Source organism: Enterococcus sp. AZ170 (assembly GCF_050545135.1).
Lineage (GTDB): Bacteria > Bacillota > Bacilli > Lactobacillales > Enterococcaceae > Enterococcus_L > Enterococcus_L ureilyticus.
Genome location: NZ_CP172947.1, coordinates 850957 through 868217, shown reverse-complemented (window position 1 = coordinate 868217; position 17261 = coordinate 850957). Strand labels below are relative to the sequence as shown.

Annotated in this window: 11 protein-coding genes; 2 read left to right on the top strand and 9 right to left on the bottom strand. The window is 34.4% G+C overall.

The window, feature by feature from the left end; translation table 11 throughout:
• Positions 1-37: 37 nt before the first annotated feature.
• The 9 genes from IGJ55_RS04230 to IGJ55_RS04190 all read right to left on the bottom strand — a co-directional run bounded on the left by IGJ55_RS04230 (position 38) and on the right by IGJ55_RS04190 (position 14344).
• Positions 38-421 carry a MerR family transcriptional regulator gene (locus IGJ55_RS04230; protein WP_010764139.1) on the bottom strand — a complete coding sequence of 128 codons (384 nt, stop codon included), beginning with the start codon at positions 419-421 and terminating at the stop codon, positions 38-40.
• Positions 422-787: 366 nt separating this feature from the next.
• Positions 788-2017, bottom strand: coding sequence for a GTPase HflX (gene hflX / locus IGJ55_RS04225; RefSeq protein WP_430607414.1), 1230 nt, complete (start codon positions 2015-2017; stop codon positions 788-790).
• A 3-nt stretch (positions 2018-2020) separates the two neighbouring features.
• Complete coding sequence (gene miaA, locus IGJ55_RS04220) at positions 2021-2941, bottom strand: tRNA (adenosine(37)-N6)-dimethylallyltransferase MiaA (protein ID WP_429950392.1); 921 nt, start codon at positions 2939-2941, stop codon at positions 2021-2023.
• Positions 2942-2946: 5 nt separating this feature from the next.
• The gene (locus IGJ55_RS04215; RefSeq protein ID WP_069640525.1) at positions 2947-3687 is read right to left on the bottom strand and encodes a glycerophosphodiester phosphodiesterase; all 741 of its coding nucleotides are present in this window, start codon (positions 3685-3687) and stop codon (positions 2947-2949) included.
• A 205-nt stretch (positions 3688-3892) separates the two neighbouring features.
• Entirely contained in the window at positions 3893-6037 is a 2145-nt protein-coding gene (locus IGJ55_RS04210) for a glycosyltransferase family 2 protein (protein ID WP_429950390.1), read from the bottom strand.
• Between the two features lie 9 nt (positions 6038-6046).
• Positions 6047-9286: a glycosyltransferase gene (locus IGJ55_RS04205; RefSeq protein ID WP_429950388.1), complete on the bottom strand. Its 3240-nt coding sequence runs from the start codon at positions 9284-9286 to the stop codon at positions 6047-6049.
• Position 9287: 1 nt separating this feature from the next.
• On the bottom strand, positions 9288-10493 hold the full coding sequence (locus IGJ55_RS04200) for an ABC transporter ATP-binding protein (RefSeq protein WP_429950386.1): 1206 nt from the start codon (positions 10491-10493) through the stop codon (positions 9288-9290).
• 21 nt (positions 10494-10514) lie between these two features.
• Positions 10515-11318, bottom strand: coding sequence for an ABC transporter permease (locus IGJ55_RS04195; protein WP_429950384.1), 804 nt, complete (start codon positions 11316-11318; stop codon positions 10515-10517).
• 215 nt (positions 11319-11533) lie between these two features.
• The gene (locus IGJ55_RS04190) at positions 11534-14344 is read right to left on the bottom strand and encodes a GBS Bsp-like repeat-containing protein (protein ID WP_430607410.1); all 2811 of its coding nucleotides are present in this window, start codon (positions 14342-14344) and stop codon (positions 11534-11536) included.
• A gap of 251 nt (positions 14345-14595) precedes the next feature.
• On the opposite strand from IGJ55_RS04190, the gene IGJ55_RS04185 reads away from it, so the two are divergent.
• Together IGJ55_RS04185 and IGJ55_RS04180 are read left to right on the top strand one after the other, a co-directional pair.
• On the top strand, positions 14596-15546 hold the full coding sequence (locus IGJ55_RS04185; protein WP_429950380.1) for a hypothetical protein: 951 nt from the start codon (positions 14596-14598) through the stop codon (positions 15544-15546).
• A 313-nt stretch (positions 15547-15859) separates the two neighbouring features.
• On the top strand, positions 15860-17011 hold the full coding sequence (locus tag IGJ55_RS04180; protein ID WP_430607406.1) for an ISL3 family transposase: 1152 nt from the start codon (positions 15860-15862) through the stop codon (positions 17009-17011).
• Positions 17012-17261: the final 250 nt, after the last annotated feature.

The window sequence follows — 17261 nt, the reverse complement described above, 5'->3', positions numbered from 1 at the left end:
CCTTCACGTCCTTCATTTTTTGTATAAAACTCAAGTGTTACAATTTGGGGCCTCTTGATTGGAATGGATTTTGTTGAGTAAGTCCACCTTGAGAAATAAGTTCATCATATAATATTTTCCTAACATCTTCATCCGTCAGCGGTTTGTTTGATTCTTGGGCGTGCATTTGTTCTTCCAGTTTCATTTCGTAGACACGTTTGATTCCTGCCATATTTAGACCATCCGACAAATAATCCTTGATTTCCAACAATACATCAATGTCATTCAGTGAATACATACGTCGGTTTCCTTCACTTCTTTCTGGATGAATCAAATCCTGCTCTTCGTAATAACGAATTTGACGTGCTGATAAATCAGTCAGTTTCATAACTGTACCAATTGGAAAAACTGACATTGATCTTCTCAGTTCCTTCTCCCTCATATCCACCCCCCTCTCTTAATTTAAAAGCGTAGTAGGTTCTTGTCGTTTCAAACGAAAAATAGGAAAATAAGCTTTTGACAATATCTGCTACATACAGATGTTATCTTTTTCATAGAAACTAACCTACATAGCTAGATAGATTAAATATAGAATATCAATACTTTTTTCCGTTGTCAATGATTTATGTTAGGTTTTCTAACATAAAACTAAAATATCGAGCAAAAACTGATAATAAGCTCTAATTTCAGCTATATTTTTAGCAAAAATAAAAAAGGTATCTTTTAGAATACCTTTAATGGAAAAACGATTCAAATCGAGTATGACTGATTGTTTAACATTATCTTTTCCTATAGCTCAAATAGTTAGTTATCTAGCCCATTTAGAATTTATCGGTGCAAATCCTTTTACATGGTACGCATTTTTATCTTCTTCAAACTGTTCTGATAAAAGTAATGTATGGCGCGTCAACTCACTTAATTCTTGCCCTTGATCCGCAGCTAGCTCAAATTCATATGGAACTAATAACTCCATCATTTTTTCTCTAACTGCTCTTGTAAGGTCTTCTTTGCCCAAAGTACTCTTAGCAGAAACTAATACATTAGGAAATAAAGTCGGCACAAAGTCAGCTTCATCGATTTGATCACTTTTATTATAGACGGTCAAAACAGGAATCTGTTTTAGATCTAAATCATTCAGTAATTCAACTACCGTTTGCTCATGCTGTAAGCGGTCTTCTGCACTAGCATCCACCACATGCAATAATAGATCCATGTTCCGACTTTCTTCCAAGGTCGATTGAAACGCTTCAATCAATTGTGTCGGCAAATCTTGAATAAAACCAACAGTATCTGTCATGGTCACAATCATCCCTTGTGGCAGCTGCCATTTTTTTGTTAAGGGGTCTAATGTGGCAAACAGTTGATCTTCTGAATAGGTCCCAGCTGTGGTCAATAAATTTAAAATTGTTGATTTACCTGCATTAGTGTAGCCAATCAAGCCAATTTGAAAAATATCAGATGAACGACGCTTTTGCCTGCTTCGTTCACGATGGGCAGTCACTTCTTTTAGTTCCCGTTTGATGGCTATGATTTTATTACGAATATGTCGGCGATCTGACTCCAGTTTTGTTTCCCCAGGTCCTCGAGTTCCAATGCCGCCACCTAGGCGGGATAATTGTTTTCCTTGGCCAATCAAACGTGGAAGCAAATAATTCAATTGTGCCAACTCAACTTGCAGCTTCCCTTCTTTTGAACGAGCCCGCATTGCAAAAATATCCAGGATAAGTTGAACTCGATCGATTACTTTTACCCCAAGTGCTTCAACAATCAATTGATTTTGTCGTGGCGTCAGTTCATGGTTGAAAATGACAATATCTGCTTCATAAGCATCAACTAGTTGTACTAGCTCTTCTACTTTCCCTTTACCGATCAAAGTTTGCGAATCGATACGAGGACGTTTTTGCGTTAAGGAAAACACGACGTCTCCTTGTGCCGTTTTCGTTAAGTTTTTTAACTCTTTCATGGAACCCTCGAAACGGGCATAGTTGTTCTCTGTTTCTACGCCTACTAAAATAACCTTTTCTGTTGTTTTGTCCATTTTTTATCCCTCCGAAGAACCCAGCCAGTCTTTGATTTCTTTTTCTAGCTCTACACTACTAGTAGGCTTTTGTACTAAATCCCACCAGCTGGTATTCATACGATTTTTAAACCAGGTCAACTGCCTTTTCGCATATCTTCTTGAATTTTGCTTCACTTGTTGTACAGCTTCCTCTAAGGTTACTTTTCCTTCAAAATAAGGAAAAAACTCCTTATAGCCAATTCCTTGGGTCGATTGTTGTGTTTGCTTTTTGTAAAGTAGCTCAGCTTCTTTTAAAAGCCCCTCAGTAAGCATCCGTTCTACTCTAGTATTGATTCTATCATAAAGATTAGCTCGGTCTGTCTCTAAGCCTACTAAAAAATAATCATACAGCGGCTTAGGTGTTTTCTTCGGTGTTAAAATACTATAACCAGTTTTATCAAACACTTCCAAAGCTCGAATCACTTTTTTTCGATTATTAAAATGAATACTTTCAGAAGCTAGAGGATCTTTCTCCTGCAGTATTTCCCACAGATGTTGATTACCATATGTCTCGGCAACTGTTTGATATTTCTCTTTGAGCTCTGTAGACTCATCCTTAGCGCCTAGTTCAAAATCATACAGCAAGGCTTGAATATACAGACCTGTCCCACCAACAACAATTGGTAATTTGCCTTTTGCGATGATTTTGTCAATTGCCTGACGTCCTTCTTTTTGAAAATCTGCTACAGAATAGGTTTCTGTTAAATCACGGCAATCAATCAGATGATGGACAATTCCTGCACGTTCTTCTTCTGTTGCCTTTGCTGTACCGATATCCAGCTGTCTATAGACTTGCATCGAATCGCCGCTAATAATTTCTCCGTTTAATTTTTTTGCTAATTCAATACTCAAAGAGGTTTTTCCAACTGCCGTTGGTCCTACGATTACTAATACTTTTTCCAATTTTTTCATCCTTTTTTTTGCATCGATTCACGTACTTGCATCGCTAACTCTGGAAAATCTGTATGAATCCCTGCCAAATGATAGGCAAAACAAAGAGCCATCTTCTCTTCCTCATTCACTGTCCAAGGCCGAATTGCTTTAGGAAAATCAGCTAAATCTTCTATGTGTTCCAGTACCCAATCGATTTTAGGATGAATCCCTGCAATAAAAGCTGTTTGAAGCGCTCGTTGTTCATCCTTTTCTGATAACCTGAATACTGACGCAATTTTTTGATTTTTTTCTATTTCCCAAACTTTTTCTAAACTTTTAAAATAAAAACTTGAATACATATAATCGAAAGTCCAAGGTTGGGACTGCAAAAGCTGAACAAGCTTTGATTCGATCCCTTCATAGTGAACCTGATCTGTTTTGATTTCAATATTCAATAAACCAGAAAAGTTTTCTTCTTTAAGTAGCATCAGGACTTCCTCTAAAGTCGGGATTTCTTGAAAGATTGGATTTTTGGTGAACCAGCTACCAGCATCTAATTGTTTTAATTCTGCTAATGTTAATGCCCCCACTGCTCCGTGGCCATTCGTAGTGCGATCAAGTGTTTCATCATGGATAATGATCAACTGACCGTCTTTTGATAATTGGACATCTAACTCGATACCATCTGAACCGACTCGAATAGCTTCTTTAAAGGCTGCCAGAGTATTTTCTGGGTGTGTTCCTTTGCTACCGCGGTGGGCGATTACTTTTGTCATCTTGGTCCCTCCAGTCGGAAGTATTGTACCACTCAAGATTATCTATATCAAATATAATTTTTCCAATTATTTATTAAATTTACATAGAACAGAGACTACTTATAACCTAAAGCTACTACAATAAAATTATCAAGTAAATGAAAAAACAACTAGTATGATTCTTGTTCAATCCCAAGTTCATACTAGCTGATTATTTTTTTAATACTTAATGGATCCTAACACCAAAGTCTCCAGCTGTTCTAGTTAGATTAGGATTATAGTATGGATCCACCTCTATATAATTTCCCCACCTAGCTTCCATTAGCTTTGTCTCTTCTTGGAATCTCTTAAGTTTCTCTGGTGTGTCTTCATGTCCTCTTGATTGTGATTCAAAATGAAAAAGTTCAACATTGTGAAGCCAGATATTATCTCGTCCTAATTCATGAACTTTTAAACACAGATCTACATCATTGAAAGCAACCGTTAACGATTCATCAAATCCATCAACTTCATCAAAATCACTTTTCTTAATCATTAAACAAGCAGCTGTCACAGCCAAATAATTCACATTTATTTCTAGCTTTCCAAAGTAACCAAAGTCACCACGTGGGAATGTATGATGCCCATGCCCAGCAGCTCCGCCTAACCCTAAAATAACTCCTGCATGTTGAATTGTATGGTTAGGATAATATAACTTAGCACCAACACACCCAATTCGGTTTAATTGGGCGACAGAAACCATTCGTCTCAGCCAATCAGTTGTGATCACTTCTGTATCATTATTTAAGAAGAGTAAATATTTACCAGAAGCCTTTTTAGCCGCTAAATTATTGATTCTTGAATAATTAAAAGGGATATCAATCGACTCAATTATTATGCGTTCAGAAAGTTTCTCCTTAAATTCCTCATATAACTGATTCATTTTAGGATCTGTACTTCCATTATCAGCTACAATGATTTCATAATTAGTGTAGCTTGTCTTCTTCACTATTGAGTGTAAGCATCGTTTCATATCATCATAGCCATTTTTCGTAGGAATAATAATACTCACTAGATCTTCGGATAAAAGATCATAATTCACATCAAACAAGCCATTACCGGCGGCATGTGTGGCGGTCCCCTTGATTTCTCTTCTAGCTAGAGCATCTTCCAATGCCTTTCTACCTGCTTCAAAGGCATAGCCCTTGGTTGATTGATCTGCTGCAGTGGAAGTTGGTAATACTCGCCAATAATAGAGAATTTTAGGAATATGAGCAATTTTACTAGCAGTCGTTTTTTCGGTAAATCGCAATACTAAATCATAATCTTGCGATCCTTCAAGACCTACTCTGAATCCGCCAATTTCTTCCATAATGGAACGACGATACACGCCTAAATGAGAAATGTAATTCGTTCCTAATAACAAATCTGGTGACCAATCTGGCTTGAAAGCAGGCTCAAATCGATTTCCTTGCATGTCAATTTTATCTTCATCACTATAAATCAAGTCTAAATCAGGATATTGATTCAGCAATTTAACTACTTCATACAATGCAATTGGCGCAAGCTCATCATCATTATCCAATAATGCGACAAACTCACCTGTTGAAATCTCTAAAGCAGAATTAGTTGCTTTACTGATATGTCCATTTTTAGGACGATAAACTACTTTTATTCGAGAATCTTGCTTTACAAATTTCTCTAAAATTTTTCTTACGTTTGTATCCGTTGATGCATCATCACTAATACATAATTCCCAATTATCATAAAATTGGGCTTGAACGGACTGAATACATTTTTCAAGCCATTTTTGTTCAACATTATAAACAGGCATCAATACAGAAATTTTAGGCTGATAATCAAACATCGAAATTTCTTCTTTTATCTGCTGAAGATCCCATTGCTCATTTTCTTTTATCCAAGTCAAGTAGTCTTCATTTGAAGGTATTGAAATACCTTTTAATTTTATACGTTGAACGGTACTTCGGAGCCCGTTTCTTTTTAAGTAGCCTAAACCTTTACGGATAAGTTGTAACTTCTTTTTCCATACTTTCTCTGAGCCAGGCACTAAAGGATAGTTTCCATCTACTTCAATTTTCTTGATAATTTTCTCGTTTTCTGTGTGAAAAACTAAGTTAAACGCATCAAGTTTTCCTTTTGATTGGATAGTCAAAACAAAGCCCAGTTCCTGGTTGCTATCAAGCTTGTAGAGTCCGTTTACGTCACCACGATAAACAGATTGCTTATCAAAGAGGATTTGTGAGTCTGACTCAATACGAATCTCAGGACTTTCTTTAATTTCTTCATCTAGTCCCCAACCAGTGATCACAAGACTTTTATCTTTACCGTTTTTCATTATACTGTCGATACAGACTTTTAATTTTTTATTCATAAGAACTCCTTAATTTAGAGTATTAGGATTTTTGTATCCATCACTCAACTGATCAGAGGACCATTTTTCGACTAATTTCTTCGCGTGCTCTTTTCCTTCTAAGTGATTGATTCCTTCTACTGCTACCATTTCTGCGTAAGGAGTGAACACAACTTTCTTAGAGATAGTTTGCATTTTAAGAGATAAATCAGCTCCCATCAGTTGGAAACCTACAGACTCATCAAAACCTGAAACTTTTTCAAAATCTGATTTGCGAATCAATATGCAGTCTTCAGTTACAGCTTGTAGTTCTCTAGGTAGCGCTGGACGGAAATAATAGCCGATTGATTTATTTGATACACCACGTTGTTCATATTCCAATACTTTTTTATCTTGATCAACTGAAACACCAACATTTAATATTGTATCAAACTGATTAATTACCTTACCACCTACAAGTCCGATATCATTTTTTTGACCTAGATTCATCAATTCATTAAGCCATCTTGAATTTTCAGGTTCAACGAAAACATTGACAAACGCAAGATACTCTCCATTGGCATCTACAGCCTGTTGATTTAATGTTTCACCTTCCACAAAAGTAATTCGATTATCTAAATGCTCAACTGATTCTCTCATATTCGCTGGCATTATAAATTCTACATTATTGTAATAAGTCTTATCAATGAATCGTTTTAACGCTTCTATGGCTTTTTCTTTAGGACCTACAAATAAAATACTCGCTTTAGGTTTAACATTGAACTGGTAATTAACTTTATATGCACCATAATTTTTTGTCATTTGAACAGTCGCTGAAATGTCTCTTCTTGCTAAAGCTGCTTCTATCGCTTTTTGACCTGCAACGTAAGCATACTCTTTGCTTTGAGGATCAAAAGCTACAGAAGTTTCAACTGTTCTCCAATGATAAAGGATCTTTGGTATATGATGGATCTTATTTGCAGCTTCTGTTGCTCTTAATACGAAATCGTAATCTTGACTACCATTAAATTCATCTCTTAAACCACCCACACGCTGAAGAACCAAATCTTTTTTCACAACCACAAAGTGAGTGATATAATTATGACCTAATAATAGCTCTGAATTCCAGTCAGGTTTAAAGAATGGATCGAAGCGTTTCCCTCTAGTACTGATTTTATCTTCATCGGTATAGATGAAGTCAATTTCTTTATCTTCATTCAACGCTTTCACAACTTCGAAAAGAGCATTTGGCGCAAGTTCATCGTCATTATCCATAAAACCAATGTAATCTCCAGTTGCGATACCTAATGCAGAGTTAGTCGCTTCAGATATATGCCCATTTTGGTCACGGAAAACAACCTTGATACGGTCATCTTTGGCCATAAATTCTTCTAATAACGGTTTGATATATTCTTTTGACGAAGCATCATCTGCGATACAAAGTTCCCAGTTTTTATAAAACTGATTTTTTAGAGACTCGATACATACATTTAACCATTTTTCCTCTACATTATAAACAGGAATAACAATAGAAATTTTAGGTTGAAAAGACCATTGAGTTATTTCTTCGAGAATCTTCTCGCTGTCATATTGTTCATTTGCAAGAATCCATCTATCATATGCGTCTTGTTGATCATTACGCTCTTTAAACGCTCTTAAAGCCCCTATAAATCCTTTTCTTCTTATCGCGCCCAAAATAACTCGACTTCTTTTAAGAACACCCAATTCAGCTAAATTATATCGATTTACAGGCATATAGATTTTTTCGTCATTTGCGGTGGTAATAATCAAATGAACCATCTTATCAATCTGATAATTTTCGATTTCTATGATAAAACCATATTCTTGATCCTCTGGCAAATCATTAATATCGATAACATCTTGACGTTTCAAAGAGGTAACTTTGTAAAAAGAACCTTCGTTACTTTGCAATGCATAGCGTAATGGTTCTTTTGTTTTATTAGAAAAGCCCCAGCCTTTGATGATTGCTTGATTTAATTCGCCATCATTTTCAACACTTTCTATATTTAAAGTAATTAACTTTTCACGCTCTTTTTTTGGTGTTGTTGTCGCGTTAATCCACCCATTGTTTTTTTGCGAAGCAATCACTTCATTATAACGCTCAGCCATGAATAATACTTTATCATTTGCCTTTTTCTCAGCAATAAGTAGCTCTTCTTGAAGTTTATTAACTTCTTGCTTTTGTTTTACTGAATAATGGATCACTTGATTCTGTATATCTGTAAATTCACCCTCATAAAGGAAATCAAACATAAGAGTCAGTTGATGATTTGCTACATACTTGCCATCAATAAGAAAGTGTCCATCTGTATTTTCAAAAAGATAGATACTGTCATTTTTCCACAGTGAATTGCTTTCAATCGAGCGTAGTTCTTTTCCTTCTACTATACCTTTAAAACGCACAATAGATGCTTGAGTAGATGGAAGAAGTTTCACATTAAGAACGCCTTCTGGAACATCGATAGTCATTTCTTTGCTTTCACCAGTATGGTTGTTCAATAACAGAACATTAGACTCAACCCTATCTGAATAGGTATATTCTAATCGAACGTGTTCTACAAAATTAGAATTCTCTGGTATTTTCCGATCAGGATTTTCAACTGGTTGCAGCGTTAATGAGTAGAAGTACTGATAAACTTCACCAAACAAGCGATTTTTGAAATCATATCTTACAGTTAAAGGTAAATCCTCATAAGTTGAATCAATTTCATTTTGACCAACTTGAGAATAAGTATAGTCTTCCACAACAATATTTAATCCAAGTCTTTGAAATAGTTTTTCAAAACCAGATTGTGTATAAAAGGTGTTATGCGTTGCATCAAGCAAACCATATTTATTCCAATTTAATTTATTGTTAAATAAATCTATCAACACAGAATTATGGGCAACATTTGGAAATGAGATAAGAAGTTTTCCATTTTCGGCTAAAAAAGGCAAAACTTGTTCTAATGCTTTTTCAGAATCAGATAAATGTTCTAATACATCTGCAAATATAATGTAATCAAACTCTTTTTGAGCAAAATATGTTGTCCACCCATAGTCCTCAATATTTCCAAGAAACCCATCTTGAGCAAACTGCATGACAAAATTGTAAAGTTCGGGATCGAACTCTACAATAGAAACATCACACTTTTTACCTTCAATTAAATACTTTGTCATACGTCCATTACCTGGTCCAAACTCTAAAACTTTACTATTATCTTCAATTTGAGCCAAGATTTTCCCTACGCTGGTATGTTCATCCAGAGATAAATCGAAATCATACTTCATTTTATAATGAGTCCTTCCATTCATGGTCTAGTACAACAATACCTTCACCAACATATTTACCAGTGATAAACATATTTAAAAATTTTGTTTTATATACTAACGGTACTGTCGCATTTTCTTCAAAAATAGCAATATCAAAGTAATACTCCCCACTTAATAAGGCCATTTTGTTATAGTGTAGATAGAATACATTATTTCCCTTTTTCCAAGGAATTGTTGATTCATCTAATAATGTGTTTAATCCGCAAACGTAATGGTTGTTCACTGTACGAATAGCAACGCCCAATACGGGGCTTTTTAGTGTATCATCTTTTACATCATATTCAACTCGAACGATAACGGCTTGATCTTGTTGTACCATCTCTAATGGTTTACGATCATTGTCCAATAATTCAACTTTAGTTACTTCAACAATATCAGGTGCACCGTGTTCTTCGATTTTTGTTTTTTCACGATCGACAGATTTAATTGATTTCTTCTTCAAGTAATTATCGTATTCTTCTGTTACTTCCATCGTCTTGCCTTCTGAAACGACCTCACCATTTTTAAGCCAATAAACTCGGTCACAAAAACGGCGAACGGAGTTTATATCGTGTGAAACAAATAAAATCGTTTTCCCAGAATTTCTCAATTCAGTGAATTTTTCCATACACTTTAATTGGAACTCTAAGTCACCAACCGCCAACGCTTCATCGACAATCAGAATATCTGGATCTACGTTTATTGCTACCGCAAAAGCTAGACGAACAAACATCCCGCTTGAATATGTTTTTACGGGTTGATTGATATGATCACCAATATCTGCAAAGGCAATAATATCTTCGATCATTCCGTCAATTTCTTCTCTAGAAAAACCTAGAACCATTCCATTTAGATAGATATTTTCATATCCATTATATTCTGGATTAAATCCTGATCCCAGCTCTAATAAAGCGGCAATTTTCCCGTCTATTTCAATACTTCCGCTCGTTGGTGTCAATACACCCGTAATGATCTTTAGTAAAGTTGATTTTCCTGAACCATTTTCACCTACAAAACCGATCATTTCACCTTTTTCAACAACAATATTGACATCTTTTAATGCATAAAATATATCATGATAGCTTTTCTTTAAAGGATTCAAAGCTTCTTTCATACGATCTTTGGGTTTTGCATACATATTATACGTTTTAGTTAAATCTTTTATTTCAATTGCATAATCAGACATAAGTCAATCTCCAATCCTATTTTATAAAACATCCGAAAAGTGTGGTCTCAATCGTTTGAAAACAACAGAACCCACTAATAACAATATAAATGTAATAATCCAAAAATAAACAGTTTGTGCCCAATGTTGCCAGAACCAACCTTGACCTAAGAATGCTTCACGATATCCATTGATAACATAATACATAGGATTAAATTTTAAAATCTTGATTACCCAAACTGGAAAGTTTTGTGGACTCCATAAAATAGGTACTGACCACATCAATGCCTGCATGATTACTGCTATAAATTGACTAATATCAGAAAAAAATGGTTGAATTGATGCAGTAATCCAAGTTAGTCCAGTCAAAAATGCACTCATGCAAATTAGATAATAAATAATTTGAATCGTTTGAGCTGTCGGAAAAATTCCGTAAATAAATGTGAGAATAAACGTTACTGCTAAAAAGAACAGATGAGTATATAAATTTGATATTAACTTAGCAGTAGGTAGTATTTTTATATTGAACACTACTTTTTTTACTAAATAGCTATACTCTCTGAAAACACCTGTCCCACTTGATAACACATCAGAGAAAAAGAACCATGGCACAATCCCTGTTACTAAATAAACAATAAATGGAATTCCTTCTGTTGGTACAGCTTTCAATCCAAAGCCAAAAACAAACCAATAAGTGAATACCATAACTAAAGGGTTAATAAATGCCCATATAATCCCGAACATAGATCCTGCATAACGTGACTTGAAATCATTATACGAAAATTGTATCAATAGTTTTCGGTTTTTGAAAATTTCTGTAAAAAAAGAAAATAAGTCTTTTAACATTTTATCTATCCTTCCAAATGAAGCCTTTTTGTTTTAATAAATCAGTTTTTGTATCCTACCTCACTTTTTAACCAATACTAACATTTTACTTAAATTGCCGTTGAAAAGCAAGAATTCTTTAGTTTATACAGTAAACTATTAAGAAAAAATAAATATCCACTAAAATGTATTTCATTATATAAAAAATACGTACTTTTAGTGGATATTATTCAACATTATTTTACTTCAACCGGAGTTGCAACCGTTCCGTTCACCAGTCCATTGTTAGAATATAAGTAAACATGCACTGTGTAATTGCCAGTATTATATTTGTGATCTTTTATATCTACTTTTACTTTATAGGTGCCATTTGTTTGTCTGGTTGCCGTATACCAAATTAGATCAGAACGATCTGCTTGACTCCACACAGGTATACGGATATTTTTTACTCCTGAGACGGTGGTTGGTGTTACTATTACATCAAAACTATTTGTCTCTTTGTTATACGTCGTGGTTTTTACGTTCATGTTTGGCGGTGTAACATTAAATGTATCTGAAGAGATACATTGCATTGTGCCATTTGATAATTTCACGTAGGTATCCGCAAAATATTTTCCCGCATTTTTATGATTCTTGATATCAATTGTTGTATTATAGGTTCCATCACTATTTTTAGAAGCTACATACCACTTCAAATCATTACCTGACCACGTAGCTACATATACAGTCATAGCTCCTTGATAATTTCCTTGGTTAACTGTTGTGGTGGCTTTATAAGTTGTTTCTTTGCCATTTGTATCTTTAATCGTTGTTTTACCTGTCAAAGACCAAGAAACCTCAACTGGAGTTGCAACCGTTCCGTTCACCAGTCCATTGTTAGAATATAAGTAAACATGCACTGTGTAATTGCCAGTATTATATTTGTGATCTTTTATATCTACTTTTACTTTATAGGTGCCATTTGTTTGTCTGGTTGCCGTATACCAAATTAGATCAGAACGATCTGCTTGACTCCACACAGGTATACGGATATTTTTTACTCCTGAGACGGTGGTTGGTGTTACTATTACATCAAAACTATTTGTCTCTTTGTTATACGTCGTGGTTTTTACGTTCATGTTTGGCGGTGTAACATTAAATGTATCTGAAGAGATACATTGCATTGTGCCATTTGATAATTTCACGTAGGTATCCGCAAAATATTTTCCCGCATTTTTATGATTCTTGATATCAATTGTTGTATTATAGGTTCCATCACTATTTTTAGAAGCTACATACCACTTCAAATCATTACCTGACCACGTAGCTACATATACAGTCATAGCTCCTTGATAATTTCCTTGGTTAACTGTTGTGGTGGCTTTATAAGTTGTTTCTTTGCCATTTGTATCTTTAATCGTTGTTTTACCTGTCAAAGACCAAGAAACTTCAACTGGAGTTGCAACCGTTCCGTTCACCAGTCCATTGTTAGAATATAAGTAAGCATGCACTGTGTAATTGCCAGTATTATATTTGTGATCTTTTATATTTACTTTTACTTTATAGGTGCCATTTGTTTGTCTGGTTGCCGTATACCAAATTAGATCAGAACGATCTGCTTGACTCCACACGGGTATACGGATATTTTTCACTCCTGAGACGGTGGTTGGTGTTACTATTACATCAAAACTATTTGTCTCTTTATTATACGTTGTTGTCTCTACGTTCATGCTTGGCTGCGTAACATTAAATGTATTAGACGAGACACCAATTTGGGTATTTCTGTTCATTTTTGCATAAGTGTGTACTATATACTTACCCGCTTTAGCATGATTCGTGACATTTATATTAGCTGACCATGTTCCATTTTCATTTCGTTGTGCACGATACCATATTAAATCGTCTTGGCCTCCATCTTCTGACCATGTCGCAAAATAAACTTCAGCCGGAGAATAGCCACCGGCATCAATGTTTGCCGTTGCTTCAAAGATAGATTCATTTCCGCTTTTGTCCGTTATCTTTGTCGATCCTGTCACAGGAATAGAATTATCCCACCCACTATCACCAGTAAACAGCCCCGTATAATCCGTATTAATATCAAATGGATGAGCGATACCAGGGAAATAAAAATTCGATGACCATTGCCAAGCGCTATAATCATTATTCCATTTTTGAGAAGCAGTAGGTGTAAAAGGATATTGAGCTACCCAAATATTTCCTTTTCCAAAAATATTCGTTTTAAAATTTCCGCCTGCAATATCTAGCCAACTTCTAGACATATAGTACGCCACACTACCATATCCCAATGAATTCAATTTTTCTTTAAAAGCAGTTGTATTAGCATTTAAATTTGCTGTATTCATTGATGGCTCTTCAATATCTGAAACCATTACTGTAGTTTTAGTTAAACCTAATTCATTTGCTTTGTTTGCAAAATAAGTAGCTTCAGATACTGCACCTGCTCTAGAAGTATAGTGGCTATAATGATAAACAGAAACAGTCATACCAGCTAATTTAGCGTTCTGGATTTGTGATTTTGCATAAGAATTGAAGTAAGTTACTCCTTCAGTCAATTTCACAACCACACCTGTCACACCATATGATTTCATCATTTGGAATTGGTTAACTGAAATATTTTCATTATGAGAAGAAATATCAATAAAATTAGCTGCTGGTCGATTATTTTCACCCGCCTTAACTATGTCTATTGTATTTCTTGTCATTCGACTGTTAATCGATGGTTCAGTAGTTAAATCAGAACGACTTCCAACAGAAGGTTCATAATAATCATCAACTTCTTCTGTTAGGTTGTCCTCTTCAGCTTTAACATCATCAGTCCTAGACATTTCAGTAGTATCAAAAGTTTTATCTGTTTCTGATGTCAATGTGTCACTAGTTACTGCAGATGATTCTATATTCTGTTCAGTAGTCGTTTTTGTTGAATCGAAGGACGCAACTGTACTTTCTGATGATTCAACAATTTCAGCATTTACTTGAATCATAGGAACAAAATTACTAAGAATAAGATATGTACAAAGAGATGTATACACTATAGACCTTTTTTTCATGGTATTCCTCCAATTTTTTATTCAAACCAGTATCGCACATATTCTACATGATTGAAATTAATAAATCAAATAGCTCTCAAAAAAGCTCAAATTAAGAAATGAAAAAAAATCATTTCATTAAAAATAGATTTTTATATTAAATGAATTATAGCGATATGTGTAATTAAAAAAGATAGATAAAATCAGATTTGCTCTATAGAAGTTTTTAGAGTAAAATCAAGGATGATACTTTAGTAGGAAGAGAGACTTTTATGAATAAATTATTAAAAAAAGCGTTTAACATTTGTGGAAATATTATTACTTTGATTGCTATTTATTTTGTCTTTAAAAAATTGTTTTCAACTGACTTAGATTATTCAGAAATATTTAATCAAAAAGATATTTCTATTGTATTGATTGTTACAATTATTTTGAGCATTATCATTATTTTAAACTGTTTTCCTTGGAAAACATTGGTAGAGATGTTTTCCAAAGAAAACATGCCTTGGCTTGATACAACAAAGGTTTATACAAAATCTAATTTATTAAAATATCTACCAGGTAATGTTTTTCAATATGTTGGTAGAAACCAACTTGCTTCTAAAATGAACATTTCTCATATTCAAGTTGCAGCAGCTACCATATTCGATGTTGCGGTAAATGTTTTAGCTGGAATTGTTTTGGCCTCTATTTACCTTTTTAAAAATAATTTATTTGCTGATTTTTTTAAAAATCTGCCACTCGGATTGACATTAGGCTTCTGTCTATTACTTATTCTTTTTATAGGAACAATACTCTATGTTTTGAGAAACAAAATTCAACCAATTTTTTTAAAATATCGTTACCTATTTACCAAGTCCACTGTTAAAAGTCTGTTTATTTGCTTAGCTTACTATATTTTAACTATGCTGATTCAAAGTTTATTGTTCATTGTTGTACTCGTTTATGTGGTTGGAGTATCACTTGATCTAAATCTATTTTTAAGTTTATTTTCTGCCTATACTTTTTCTTGGTTAGTAGGTTTTGTAACTCCAGGTGCTCCTGCTGGTATCGGGATTAGAGAAGCGGTGATGGCTGGTGCAACTGGCGGATTAATCAATGAAGGAACCATAACCTTTGCAATGGTTATCTTCCGTGTCTTAACAACTTTAGCTGATGGCATTGCCTTTTTAGCAGTCTTAGGCTACGATAAGTTAGCAAAAAAGAATAAAAATTACCACTAAATATCTTAGTTTCACTTTAGAGCTACTAAAAATAAATAAACAATCTTAGCGCATAATGTTCGTCAAAAAAGAAAGGAGCTGAGCTTAGGATCTAGATCCCAAGTTCAGCTCCTTAAAAACCGAATAAGAAGTATGCGCTTTTTTCAATGCTTCTAAAAAAATCAAGTAATCGACCTCATGCTATTCCGGCTCTATACTTTCTGATGTTGGTGAGAAATCACCGGCATCTTTTTAATGCAAAATAATAGAAAAGACACCCTGATATCCTTTAGAATTAAGTCGTCTAAAACCATTCGAAAAGGAGGAAATCAAGATGTCCTACACCAATCTTATCAAAGAAACCTTAGATATTCTAGACTTAAACATTACTTTTAATGAAAATGGCTTAAAAAAAGAACGAATCAAAGGTAGAATCTGTCAGGTCTTCTCAGGTACGCTCGATTATGCTGCTCATGTTTGTCCTCATTGTGAATCGAAAGAGAATGCCGCCATTATACGTTGGGGCTTTACAACTTGTCTGATTTTACTGAATGATGTTTCGGAGTATCAAACGTATTTACGATTGAAGAAACGCCGTTTCTTCTGTTACTCCTGTAATCGATCGTTCGTTGCTAAAACGAGTCTTGTTGAAAAACATTGTTCGATTTCAACTAAAGTGAAGCTATCCATTGCCGATAGACTCAAAAAAACCACTTCTATGAGTTTTATCATGATGGATGGTCAAACAAAGCAGTTAATTGATGTCGTTGAAAATCGTCAGCTCCCTTTTCTAGAGCGGTATTTTTCACGTTTTCCTTTGGCTGTTCGTAAAACGGTTAAGTATATTGTTTGCGATATGTATGCCCCTTATTTTTCTCTCGTTAAAAAGTTATTTCCGACGGCTCAGATTATTCTTGATCGCTTTCATATTGTCCAACTCATCAGCCGAACCTTTTTAAAGCACCGTATTCAGAGAATGAATACATTTCTTCATCAGGGAAATACAGAAGCAAAAAAATATCGACACTTGAAGAAATACTGGAAACTTCTTCAAAAAAATCAGTCGAAGCTTGATTTTGAAAAACGCCTTTGGCGTTCTTCCTTCCGCACCTATTTAACTGAAACAGAAGTCGTGGATCGTTTACTTGCGTATGATGACGAATTGAAAAGTGGCTACACCTGTTATCAGGACTTTCTTTATGCCGTACAGACAAGAGATTTTGCTCGGTTTTATGCACTATTAGACGAAGATTTTTGTCGTCTTCCTACCTATTACCAAACGACTATTGGTACTTTTAAGAAGTACAAAAATGAAATTAAAAATGCGCTAGAATTGCCTTATTCTAATGGACCATTGGAATGTTTAAACAACCATATTAAAGTGTTGAAGAGAAATGCTTATGGGTTTCGTAACTTTTACAATTTTAAGTTGAGAATTTCTTTATGTTTTGGCACTATTCTTTTTCAAGAAAATAGAAAAACCTAGAGGAAATTTCCTCTAGGAATCATATTAATCGATTTAATTCTTTAGATTTTCTTCACCAACATTAGTTGACAAAGAGCCGCTATTCCCTGTCATACTCGAGATAGTTTATAGATTGATCACTTGATTTTCATTTTATTTCATAGCGGTAATCTTATGAATATTCGATCCAGTCCAGTCTATTTTTGGTTATCTAGTTTCAAAAATTTTTCTGCAATTATTTTACCTTGATTCTTTACATAGTCTCATCTTT

Excerpts from the sequence above, each read along its gene's own strand:
- IGJ55_RS04200 (WP_429950386.1), bottom strand. The coding sequence starts at position 10,493 with ATGTCTGATTATGCAATTGAAATAAAAGATTTAACTAAAACGTATAAT.
- IGJ55_RS04205 (WP_429950388.1), bottom strand. The coding sequence starts at position 9,286 with ATGAAGTATGATTTCGATTTATCTCTGGATGAACATACCAGCGTAGGG.
- hflX (WP_430607414.1), bottom strand. The coding sequence starts at position 2,017 with ATGGACAAAACAACAGAAAAGGTTATTTTAGTAGGCGTAGAAACAGAG.
- IGJ55_RS04180 (WP_430607406.1), top strand. The coding sequence starts at position 15,860 with ATGTCCTACACCAATCTTATCAAAGAAACCTTAGATATTCTAGACTTA.
- IGJ55_RS04190 (WP_430607410.1), bottom strand. The coding sequence starts at position 14,344 with ATGAAAAAAAGGTCTATAGTGTATACATCTCTTTGTACATATCTTATT.
- IGJ55_RS04215 (WP_069640525.1), bottom strand. The coding sequence starts at position 3,687 with ATGACAAAAGTAATCGCCCACCGCGGTAGCAAAGGAACACACCCAGAA.
- IGJ55_RS04195 (WP_429950384.1), bottom strand. The coding sequence starts at position 11,318 with ATGTTAAAAGACTTATTTTCTTTTTTTACAGAAATTTTCAAAAACCGA.
- IGJ55_RS04210 (WP_429950390.1), bottom strand. The coding sequence starts at position 6,037 with ATGAATAAAAAATTAAAAGTCTGTATCGACAGTATAATGAAAAACGGT.
- IGJ55_RS04230 (WP_010764139.1), bottom strand. The coding sequence starts at position 421 with ATGAGGGAGAAGGAACTGAGAAGATCAATGTCAGTTTTTCCAATTGGT.
- IGJ55_RS04185 (WP_429950380.1), top strand. The coding sequence starts at position 14,596 with ATGAATAAATTATTAAAAAAAGCGTTTAACATTTGTGGAAATATTATT.